Source organism: Micavibrio sp. TMED2, assembly GCA_002168225.1.
In the GTDB taxonomy this organism is placed as follows: domain Bacteria; phylum Pseudomonadota; class Alphaproteobacteria; order TMED2; family TMED2; genus TMED2.
On sequence record NHBH01000001.1, the window covers coordinates 1,475,111 to 1,486,013 of the forward strand.

General features: G+C 60.5%; 7 protein-coding genes. 2 read left to right on the forward strand and 5 right to left on the reverse strand.

Features of this window, described 5'->3' with window-relative positions; translation table 11 throughout:
* Window positions 1-82 precede the first annotated feature (82 nt).
* Window positions 83-1,510: a mannose-1-phosphate guanylyltransferase/mannose-6-phosphate isomerase gene (locus CBB62_07050; protein ID OUT42689.1), complete on the forward strand. Its 1,428-nt coding sequence runs from the start codon at window positions 83-85 to the stop codon at window positions 1,508-1,510.
* Window positions 1,511-1,525: 15 nt separating this feature from the next.
* Here CBB62_07050 and CBB62_07055 read toward each other — a convergent pair whose 3' ends face one another.
* The 4 genes from CBB62_07055 to CBB62_07070 all read right to left on the reverse strand — a co-directional run bounded on the left by CBB62_07055 (window position 1,526) and on the right by CBB62_07070 (window position 6,806).
* Window positions 1,526-3,484, reverse strand: a complete 1,959-nt coding sequence (locus tag CBB62_07055) for a nucleotide sugar dehydratase (GenBank protein OUT42052.1) — start codon at window positions 3,482-3,484, stop codon at window positions 1,526-1,528.
* Between the two features lie 79 nt (window positions 3,485-3,563).
* Window positions 3,564-4,523: a hypothetical protein gene (locus tag CBB62_07060; protein OUT42053.1), complete on the reverse strand. Its 960-nt coding sequence runs from the start codon at window positions 4,521-4,523 to the stop codon at window positions 3,564-3,566.
* 4 nt (window positions 4,524-4,527) lie between these two features.
* The gene (locus CBB62_07065) at window positions 4,528-5,583 is read right to left on the reverse strand and encodes a hypothetical protein (GenBank protein OUT42054.1); all 1,056 of its coding nucleotides are present in this window, start codon (window positions 5,581-5,583) and stop codon (window positions 4,528-4,530) included.
* The gene (locus tag CBB62_07070; protein ID OUT42055.1) at window positions 5,580-6,806 is read right to left on the reverse strand and encodes a hypothetical protein; all 1,227 of its coding nucleotides are present in this window, start codon (window positions 6,804-6,806) and stop codon (window positions 5,580-5,582) included. Before CBB62_07070 ends, CBB62_07065 begins: the two co-directional genes overlap by 4 nt.
* 117 nt (window positions 6,807-6,923) lie before the next feature.
* Between CBB62_07070 and CBB62_07075 the strand changes: the two genes are divergently transcribed.
* Complete coding sequence (locus CBB62_07075; GenBank protein ID OUT42056.1) at window positions 6,924-8,213, forward strand: glycosyl transferase family 1; 1,290 nt, start codon at window positions 6,924-6,926, stop codon at window positions 8,211-8,213.
* A 22-nt stretch (window positions 8,214-8,235) separates the two neighbouring features.
* On the opposite strand, the gene CBB62_07080 is transcribed toward CBB62_07075, so the two are convergent.
* The gene (locus CBB62_07080; protein OUT42057.1) at window positions 8,236-10,602 is read right to left on the reverse strand and encodes a hypothetical protein; all 2,367 of its coding nucleotides are present in this window, start codon (window positions 10,600-10,602) and stop codon (window positions 8,236-8,238) included.
* Between the last annotated feature and the right edge of the window lie 301 nt (window positions 10,603-10,903).

A 10,903-nucleotide genomic window follows, 5' to 3' on the forward strand; every position in this document is an offset into this window, starting at 1 on the left:
CTGCTTTACAGGGTGCGGAGAGAACGCCTTGACCAATAAATCCACCTATCTGTCATCGGCTGGCAAGGCCGCTGCAAATGCCATTGTCACCCCGGTTATCCTGTCCGGTGGCAGTGGTTCGCGGCTCTGGCCCCTGTCGCGTTCCCATCACCCGAAGCAGTTGCTGCCGCTGGTGACTGAACGGACCATGATTCAGGAAACCGCCTCGCGCCTGCCGGTGGAGCAGGGATTTGGCAAGCCGCTGGTGGTTTGTAACGAGGCGCATCGCTTCATGATTGCCGAGCAGATGCGCAGCGCCGATATCTCGCCCTGCGCCATTGTGCTCGAACCATGCAGCCGGAACACGGCGTTTGCCGCGGCGGCATCGGCACTGATTCTGGTCAAACATGACCCGGATGCCCTGATGCTGCTGATGCCGGCGGATCATGCCATGACCCGTGCCACAGCACTGGCCGAGATCGTGCGCAAGGCGGCTCCGGCTGCGGCTGAGGGGCATATGGTAACCTTCGGCATCCAGCCCGATGCCCCGGAAACCGGTTACGGCTATATCCGTATCGGGCGTCAGGTCGAGGATCAGCCGGGCAGCCTGTTCGAGGTCGGTGCCTTTGTTGAAAAACCGTCTAAGGAACTGGCGACCGGCTATCTCGCCGATGGCCGCTATCTCTGGAACAGCGGCATGTTCCTGTTCAGCGCTAAAGCCTTCCTCGATGAACTTGAGCGTTTCGCGCCGGATGTTCTAACTGCGGCCGAGAAATCGGTCGATGCGGGGCGGGACGATCTGGACTTCTTCCGTCTGGACCAGACAGCGATGGAGGCCTCGCCGAACATCTCCATCGACTATGCGGTTATGGAACATACCGATAGGGCACGGGTGGTGCCGGTTGATCTCGGCTGGACCGATGTTGGTGGCTTCGAGGCCCTGTGGTCAGTCAGCGAGCGCAGCGAAGACGGTAATGCGGTGCAGGGTGACGTGATCACCATTGATACCCGCGACAGCTATATCCGCACCGATGGCAAGCTGGTGGCGACGGTCGGGGTCAAGGATCTGGTACTGGTGGTGACCGAGGATGCGGTGCTGGCGGCCAATCGGGGCAGTTCGCAGGATATCCGCAAGGTCGTGGACGTGCTGAAGGAAACCGGGCGGTCAGAAGCGATGCAGCACCAGACCATTCACCGTCCATGGGGCTGGTTCCAGCGCCTGCATGTGGGCGACCGCTATCAGGTCAAGCGGCTGATGATCAATCCGAATGCCCGCATCCAGCTGCAGAAACACGCCCAGCGCGCCGAGCACTGGGTTGTGGTCGCGGGCGAGGCCAAGGTCACGCTCGACGGCACCGAACGGATCATTGGGCAGGATGAATCAATCCTAATCCCGGTCGGCTCGACCCACAGTGTCGAGAACACCACCGATGAACCGCTGATCATCGTCGAGGTACAGTCCGGTGCCTATCTGGGTGAGGATGACGTAACCCGGTTTGAACAGCGCTATGGCACCGTCACTGTCGATTGATCCCGTAACCGCAACCTAGCTGTGCAGCTTGGTAATGGTTGCGTTGGTCGCGGCAATATCCGGGGTTTTGTAGGTCGGCACGAGGCGGTTCAGTGCCTTCAGCGTGCCTGCTTCATCCATCTCACGCGCCTGCTGCTCGATCTCGTCGAGGCTCTTGCTGATCAGCATCAGGTTGGCGGCCTGCGGGTTGGCGACCAGCACGCCATCGGCGCTGGTCCGATCCACCGGCTCGCTCTCATAGAGCAGTTCTTCAGTCAGTTTTTCACCGGGACGCAGGCCGGTATAGGCAACTCTGATGTCAATGTCGGGTTGCAATCCGGCGAGCCGGATCATCTGGCGGGCGAGGTCGTCGATGCGCACTGGCTCACCCATATCCAGTACCAGAATCTTGCCCTGTTCGGCCTTGCTCTGGATTGAGTGGGCCGATGCGTGAATGACTAGCTCCACCGCCTCACGCAGGGTCATGAAATAGCGTGTCGCATCCGGGTGGGTCACGGTCAGCGGGCCGCCGTTTTTCAACTGGCGGGTAAACAGCGGCACGACCGAGCCGGTGGAGCCGAGCACATTGCCGAACCGCACGGTAACGAAGCGGGTGGCCGGGCCGTGGCCTGACTTCGCCGCTGCTTCGAGATCGAGGGCCTGACAATAGGTTTCCGCCAGCCGCTTGCTGGCACCCATGACGCTGCTCGGATGCACCGCCTTGTCGGTTGAGATCAGGACCATGGCTTCGGCGGCAAAGGCATTGGCAGCATCGGCGACGTTACGGGTGCCGATGGCATTGGTCAGGATGCCCTCGCATGGCTGCAACTCAACCACCGGCACATGCTTGAGGGCGGCGGCATGGAACACCAGCGCGGGTTTCACGGTTTCGAACAGGTTGAACACCCGGTCGCGGTCGCGGACATCGCAGATAAAGCTGCGCTGGGGCAGGTCGGGGTGGTTTTCACGAACCGATAGCCCGGTTTCATACAGCAGATATTCCGCCTGATCGGCGAGCACCAGTTCGGCAGCGCCCAGTCCGGCAAGCTGGTGCGCCAACTCGCCACCGATGCTGCCACCGGCACCGGTAATCAGCACGGTCTTGCCTGCCACCAACTCGGCCATGGCCTTGCGGTCAAGGGCCTTTTGCGGGCGACCAAGCAGATCGGCGATGTCGATCGGGCGGGGCTCGAGGCGACCGTCATCATTGGCCTTGCGGAAATCGGTCAAGCTCGGCAATCGACTGATGGTGAGGCCAACAGCGGTGGCCTTGTCGAGCAGTTCACGGACCACTTCCGGTGCGATCGGGCCATTGATCTGGGTCAGGATCAGGCGTTGCGGCTTGTTGCCCTGATTGCTCAGGCTGCTGACAACGCTGTCGAAATCCTCAAGTGACCCCATGACCGGTACGCCGAGAATGTCACGACCGACCCGGCGATTGCGGTCGTCGATGATGCCAACCACGCGGTAGGGGGCTTCACGGTCATTGATCATGGCGCGGATGAACAGTTCGGCACCATCGCGGGCACCGATCAGCAGCACCGGTATCCGGTCGCCCTTGTCGTGATCCCAGAGTGCGGCCATGCTGCCATCCTTGATCAGACGGTAGGCAAAGCGCGGCCCGCCGATACAGGCCATGAGCACGAACCAGGCAATGATCGGCACCGATCGTGGAATGTCATCGACCCGGTTGATCAGGAAGGCCACGCCGACAAACACCAGTACGGCGGTGGTCACGGCCTTGGTGATGGCGACGAGGTCGGGCAGCGAGGCATAGCGCCAGACACCGCGATACATGCCGAAGGCGTAGAAGGATAGGCCGCAAACCGCGACGAAGATCGGCGTGCCGAGCAGCAATCCGCCCTGAAACTGGCTGAACAGATCATCCGCCACCCGCAGATAGAATGCGACCGTAAAGGCAATGGCGGCCATGATCAGGTCATGGACCAGCACGACACTTGCGCGGCGCCAGCGAATGGGGATCGGGTTGTTCATCGGTTCTACAGCATGTCTGTCGCTTGTTTCGTCTCTGATCTAGCGGTGATCAGGGGGTAATCGCAAGTTTTCGCTGCGGTTATTTTGCCGCCTGAGCGCGATAGGTCTGCGCGGTTTCGGCAATGCTCTCCTGGCTGGTCAGGCGGGGGTGCCAGTTGAAGTCCCGGCGGAACCCGGCATCATCAACTGCAAAATCACCGAGCAACCGGTCTGCCAGCTTGGCCTTACCGATGATCGTAAGCGCCAGTCGGAGCAGGCCGGGCGGCATGCTGAACACCGGGGCGGGCTTGCCCATACCGTCAGCGATTGCCTTGATAATATCGCTTGTCGCGAGTGCCGGTTGTTCGGCGAGCAGGTATTGCCCGCTGACCGGTTGTTCCGAGCGGATAACCGCCAGAATCGCATCAATCAGGGTGCCAAGCCCGATCAGGCTGCGCTGATTGCCTGTGCGGCCGAGCGGTACCGGCAGTCCGGCAACGCCGCCATCCCGGCAGAGCTGCAGCAGCCGTCCGAAATTGGCGCTGGCCTCTGGGCCATGAACCAGCGGTGGGCGCAGGCTGATGGTCTCCATCGCGGTTGTGCCAGCCAGTTCGGCGAGTGCCTGTTCTGCCGCCAGCTTTGCCTGTGCATAGGCATCTGGCGGGGCGGGGGGATCACTGTCGGTAAACCCTTTTCCGGGTGGTGAGGTATCGCCCAGCACCTTGGCTGTGCTGAGGAAGATAAAGCGCCTGCAGCCTGCCTCCGCGGCGGCACGGGCGAGGTCGAGCGCGGCGTGATGGTTGACCGCATCATAGGCGCTGTCATCAACACCGCCCCGATGGGCAATGGCGGCCAGATGGACAACCTGATCCACACCCTCGAACAGGGCAGGTACCAGATGCTCACGGCGGGTTTGTTCCCTGGCGAGATCGCCGAGCAGTTCCCGCGACATCGGCTTGATGCGGTAACCGGCCTCGATCAGTGCCTGACATAACGGCTTGCCGACAAACCCGGTTGCGCCGGTGATGGCTATGCAGGGGGCGGGGTGCGGTATGCTCATCGGGTCAGATGATCCCTACCGGATCGGGGCGGCTGCGACCCAGAATGGCCAGCACGATGCCAGTCATGATAACCGCCGGGATCAGCGCCAGCCAGCCGATATGGATGCTCGCCAGCGCACAGAGGATCAGGGCGAGATTACCGATAATCACGATGGCGGTAGTGCGGCCATGGCTGCGCCCGCCCTGAACCGATTGCTGATAGAAATGCTCGCGGTGGGCTTCCCACGGTTTTGCTCCGTTTTTCAGGCGCTTCAGCAGGGTCAGGCTGGCATCGGCACAGAAATACAGCGGCAGGATGATAGCGGCGGTGAGATGGCCCTGTGCTGCCAGTGCAAACAGCAGCCAGCCGATCAGGAAACCGAGCGGGATCGAGCCCACATCGCCCATGAATACTTTGGCCGGATGCCAGTTCAGCATGAGGAAACCGAGCGAGCCTGCGGTCAGGGCGGCGCCCAGTACAGCACCCGCCGGCCAGCCGCCGATCAGGATCGGGCTGGCGGTAATCACGACCACCACGCCAAGGCCGATTGAGGCGGTTTCCGATCCGGCCAGCCCATCAATGCCGTCCATGAAATTGTACAGGTTGAGGAACCAGAGCCAGGCCAGCGCAATAATCACGCGGTCAAGCCAGAGCGGCAGAGGGAGAGGTACAATCGGCCCCAGCCCGTCCAGCGCCAGAATGCCGAGCAGTACGGCAATGATATGAACCGCGAGGCGATGGCGGGCAGCGATGGTTCTGAGATCGTCGATCCATGAAATCGCCGCAAGGACAACCGCACCAAGCATCAGCCATAGGGTTGAGAGGCCGAAACCGGTCATGCTCAGCACTAGTGTCCAGACTGGAATAACCACGGCAAGAATGCCCCAGCCGCCGCCGCGCGGGGTCGGCTGTACGTGGCTTGAGCGCTCATTTGGTTGATCCACGATCTCCTGTGCCTGCAACTGGCGCAAGACCCGCCCGGTGGCAAACCGGGCGATCAGGCCGCCAATAACGACAACGCCAAGGCAGATGGCCAGCAGGAACCATGGGTGAGGGGTGATATATATCGCCGAGTTCATGGCAGTCGTACCGTGTCGATACGGTTGGTCGAGAGTGCCCAGCTGAGCGCTTGCCGATAGAGTTTGATAACCGCGCTGGTCACGGCCTGTTCGGTAAAGCGGGTTTCGAAATGGGCCCGGCTGGCGGCTGCCATGGCGGTACGTTTGACCTCATCACATGCCAGTGTTTCAATGGCCCGGGCCAGAGCATCGACGTCATCAGGCTTCACGATCAGCCCGGTCTCCCCGTGTCGCACAATTTCCCGGCAGCCGGGAACATCGGTGGTGATGATCGGACGGCCACAGGCGGCGGCCTCGATCAGGCTGCGTGGCAGGCCCTCGCCGCCGCGCGAGGGCAGCAGCGCAATATCCGCCTGCTGCCAGGCGGCGACCACGGTATCGGTTTTGCCAGCCCAGTTGGTGCCGTGCTCTGTCGACCATTCCCGTAACTGCGCTTCTGAGATCGCTGCCGGATTGAGCGGATCAGGCGCACCATAGAGGGTGAGCATGACATTGCAGCCATTGCTGCGCGCCTTGGCGACGGCGGCAACCGCGAGATCAATGCCCTTGGACCAGAGCATGCGGGCGATGAGGGCTATCTGTACCGGCTTACCGGCCCGATATGGCAGTGGCATGGCCGGATAGTTGTCGGGATCGACCCCGGCACCCCCGACCACGGTAATCCGTTCCGCCGAGGTAATCCGGCGGTCGAGCAGCACCTGCCGGTCATCCTGATTTTCCAGCAGCACGAAACTCGATGGCGCACCGACGGTCATGTTGAGCGCAAGCCCGACCACCCGCCGCAACCAATTCAGTTTCGGGTCCTTGGCAGTGAACAGAAAGCCGAAGCCGGTGATGGCATTGACCATCGCCGGTACCCGTGCAAGACGGGCTGCCAGTGAGCCGAGAATGACCGGTTTCAGCGAGATGTGGTGCACCAGATCGGGGCGCAGATCGCGATACAGGCGGAAGATGCGCCAGATCAGTGTTGTGGCACCAAACGGGTTCAGCCGTCCGCGCTCAAATGACAGGTCAAAGCAACTGATGCCGAGGGCCTCGATCTGCTCGCGGTGTTTGTCGAACCGGGCCGCAACGCCTACGTGGTACCCGGCTGCGACCGCTGCCCGCGTCATCGGCAGGAAGTGGGAGCAGAAAAACCAGTCTTCCGTGATGACAAACAACAGCTTGGGCGCATTGGCAGGTGGATTCTGCTGGGCTGCTGGGTCCGGGGTATTCAGTGGCATGACAAGATAGATTTTGGTCGCGGATGAAACGGGCTTGCGATTGAGGGGTGCAAACGACTATCACAATGGCCGCGACTGTCGCTTCTATTTTATTTCAACGCCTGGTTAGCCCGATATATGCGTATTCTGTTTATTCACCAGAATTGTCCCGGACAATATAAACACATTGCCAAGCATCTGGCAGCGAACAAAAAGAATCAGGTTGTCTTCATCGGCAAGCGCAATGATCGCCGGATCGAGAACTGCACCCATGTGGTCTACAAACCCAAGCGTGAGGCAGGCCGCGAGACTCACAATTATCTCCGCCTTGCCGAGAACGGCATCCTGCATGGTCAACAGGTGGCACGTGCCTGTATCACCCTGAAGGAAAAGGGGTTTACGCCTGATATCATCGTCTGCCATCCGGGCTGGGGTGAGGCGCTCTACGTCAAGGACATCTTCCCGAACGCGCCGTTGCTGAACTATTTCGAGTTCTATTATCGGTCGCACGGTGCCGATGTCGGCTTTGATCCCAATGAGGAGATCAGCGTCGATGACATGTGCCGTATTCGGACCAAGAATATCGTCAACTTCATGGCCCTGGAGGCTGCCGATGCCGGCATGTCGCCGACATTCTGGCAGTACCAGCAAAATCCGCCCGAATATCACTACAAGATTTCAGTCATCCATGACGGCGTCGATACCAAGGCCTGCCGCCCGAATCCCGCTGCGACCCTGACGCTGCCAAACGGTACGGTGCTGAGCGCCAAGGATGAGGTTATCACCTATGTCGCGCGTAATCTGGAGCCGTATCGCGGTTTCCCGCAATTCATGCGCGCGATTGAGATGATGCAGAAGGAGCGCCCGCAGGCTCATTTCGTGATCGTCGGTGCCGATGGTGTCAGCTATGGCCGCAAGCCAAAAGAGGGCGGCACCTGGAAAGAGAATGTGCTCAAGGAAGTGACGCTGGATATGGAGCGCGTACATTTCCTCGGTGCAATCCCGTACGACCAGTTTACACAGGTGCTGCAGATATCATCTGCGCATATCTATCTGACATTCCCGTTCGTCCTGTCATGGTCGATGATGGAAGCCATGGCCAGCGGCTGCCTGATCATTGGCTCGAAAACCGCGCCGGTCGAGGAAGTGCTGCGTCACGGCGAGAACGGCCTGATGGTTGATTTCTTCAAGCCCGAGGAAGTGGTGGAGCAGGCCGTGCGCGTGCTTGAGCACCCGGACCGGATGCAGGATCTGCGTATCGCGGCACGGCAGACGATTCTCGACAAATATGATCTCGAGAAATGCATGGCGTCCCAGATCACCCTGATTAAGAATCTGGTGAACGGTCATCGCCCGGCGATGAACAACCCGAAATGGGAACCCGGCAAGCCGGTATTTGAGAAACCATCCAAGGCCAAGGTTGCCTGACCTAACAGTCTTGCTAGGCTTTTTACTCGGCAGGCGTTGCCGGACCGGTCGTGGCCGGGGTGATGGCGATATCGGCATCGGCAACCCGCAAGGCGCCTATCTTCATCAGCCAGCCGAGGGTCGACGGCATGCGGATATGCTCTGCCTCCGGGAATTTTGCCGTCAATTCCGCAACCGTGATGCCGTCATCACCAGCTTGCTTCACCACGCTGAACATGGCCTGACCGAGCTTGGATGCGCCGACGAATTTGTTGCCGGAGAGATTGACTAGGATCGACTGGCTCGCCTTGCGCAGCACCGTCGGGTCGATCTCACTGACAAAGATACGGGTAGCGTCGGTCAGTTGCAGGGTCGGGTAATCGGCAAAGATATCGAGCGGGTTGGCCCGGAGCGGGTTGGCTGCATGAACCCTTGGTGCCGGTTGCGCCGGGGCGGCTTGCTGCGCCGCCAGACGGCGTTCACCCAACTCGGCCCATAAGGCCTGATATTGCGGCACCACGACCCGCCAGTCATAGATTGCCCGTGCCCGGCAGCGACCGGCAGCGCCCATCTGCTTGCGCAAACCCGGATCATTGGCCAGCGCCCGGAATGCCTCGACCGTATGGCGGATATCGACCGTCGTGCTCATGCAGCTTTCGGCGCAATACTGGTCATAATTGATGTGCTCGTCCTCATACCGCTCGGCCAGCGGAATGCCGCCCTGCATCTGCGGCAGGATGGTCGGTACGCGGATGCCGGTTTCATTATGGACGATGGTATCGCGGTAGCCGTCCCAGTCGCTGACCACGACCGGCAGACTGGCCGCCATGGCTTCGACCGGGGTCAGGCCGAAGGTTTCCTGAATATTGTCGGCGAGCGAGCAGAAGATGTCCGCTGCATGCCAGATATTGACCCGGATATCACTGTCCCGGCCATTGGCGAGGTGATGCACAACCGAGGGGGAGAGGGCAGCTTGCGCCTCATCAAACGCCTTGCCGATGGCGTCATTGGCAAACCAGCCCGCCTGAATCAGATGGACCCTGTGCCCGCCCGGCATGGATTTGGCCAACTCCTCCAGCGCGATCAGCATGGGCAGTGGGTTGGCCTTGGCATGGAAGCTGAGGCGACCGACGAACAGGACGGCAATATCGTTCTCGCCAATCAAGAACTGCTTGCGCAGCCTTGCCCGGTGGCGTGCCCGCTCGGCTGCCGGACGGTCGTAATCATCGGCGAAAATACCGAGCGGAATAACCGGCATCTGCAGCTTCGGCTTGATTGGCGCACAGTCGAGGCGTTCAGCCAGATAGGCGCTATAATTATCCTGCAGCCGGTCAACGGTCTTGCGGACAAAGGTCGAGGTGCAGATCAGGGCGTCCCATGGCTCGACCGGCGCGGTCAGCATCTTAGCGATATGGGCCATTGCCCCTTCCGATGCGGTGGTATGGGTTACGCCGGTCAGGGAATAGTTGGTTGGCGCCATGCGGCGACGCTTCCAGGCATATTCCTCAAGATTGGGGCCGGGCAGGAAAATTGCACCGACATCGCCTACAGCCGGGTCATTCTGATCAATAATCCCGACCTTCCGCAGCGGTGTCTCGCGCCGGTCATGTTCCTTACAGAACCGGTCAAAATCCTGCAGGTGATGCCGGGTCGGGGACAGGGCATAAACCGTATCGGTATCGGCATAGGCGAGATAGCCACGCAGGAAGCTTTCCCCGGCCGCCTGACGTCCCATGAGTTTTTTACCATCTGTACGATAGCCATCAGGATGGTAATAAAGAGCGGCATTCTTCATGGTGCGTCTTGCATCAAACAGGTGGTGATCGGGAATCGGTGTCCGGGCTGTCCGGTGGTGGGTGGCTGTTGCATAGCATGAATTGCAGCGGCGTAAACCATGACAGTGATACCAGTCCGGGCAATTCACGCCACTGGCTTTCTGAATTGGGGATATGACATGGCGCGCCGTGCGTTGCTTGCGTGGGAAATGGGCGGAGGTCTCGGCCATATCCGTCGCCTGATGGTTGTGGCCAGGGCGGTGGAGGCGGCTGGGTTTGAGCCGGTTATCGCCCAGCGTACGATTCACACCCTTGCCGATGAGGTGCGCGAGGCCGGATATCCGATGATCCCGATCCCGCAGCAGGTCAGTCTGGCCCCGAAAAACGAGCCGTTTCGTGCCCTGACCTATGCTGACATCATGGCCATCTGCGGGTATGCCAAAATGGATGTACTTGAGCCGACGCTCGATGCCTGGGATGGCCTGCTGAACTATATCCAGCCATCCGTGGTCATTGGTGATTACTGCCCGATCCTGCCGATGGCGGTGCGCGGTCGCTATCCGTATCTGGCCTTTGGCGACGGCTTTGTCGTGCCGCCCCATGATCCGCCGGTGTTCCCGCCACTGCGTGCCCATGGCGCACCGATCAAGCCTGTCGACGAGATCACCAGCGATGTGAATGCCCTGCTGACCAAGCGTGGACAGCCGCAGGTGGAGCGCCTCGGCCAGCTCGTCGCCGGGGATGCACAGGTCATCACGACCCTGCCGGAACTCGACATCTACAATGACAGTCGGAAACAGAAAGCGGCAGGGCCGCTTGATGAGTTGCCAGCGGTGCGCCCGATTCCGGCGGAGCCGAAGCTGTTCATCTATCTGGCGGCGGATTTCAATAATACCCGGAAGATGCTGCAGGCCGTGGTCAATGCCAAGGTACCGG

What these genes read in the sequence shown, in the direction of transcription:
- CBB62_07055 (OUT42052.1), bottom strand. Translation starts at nt 3,484, where the DNA reads ATGAACAACCCGATCCCCATTCGCTGGCGCCGCGCAAGTGTCGTGCTG.
- CBB62_07060 (OUT42053.1), bottom strand. Translation starts at nt 4,523, where the DNA reads ATGAGCATACCGCACCCCGCCCCCTGCATAGCCATCACCGGCGCAACC.
- CBB62_07065 (OUT42054.1), bottom strand. Translation starts at nt 5,583, where the DNA reads ATGAACTCGGCGATATATATCACCCCTCACCCATGGTTCCTGCTGGCC.
- CBB62_07070 (OUT42055.1), bottom strand. Translation starts at nt 6,806, where the DNA reads ATGCCACTGAATACCCCGGACCCAGCAGCCCAGCAGAATCCACCTGCC.
- CBB62_07075 (OUT42056.1), top strand. Translation starts at nt 6,924, where the DNA reads ATGCGTATTCTGTTTATTCACCAGAATTGTCCCGGACAATATAAACAC.
- CBB62_07080 (OUT42057.1), bottom strand. Translation starts at nt 10,602, where the DNA reads ATGGGCACGCAGTGGCGGGAACACCGGCGGATCATGGGGCGGCACGAC.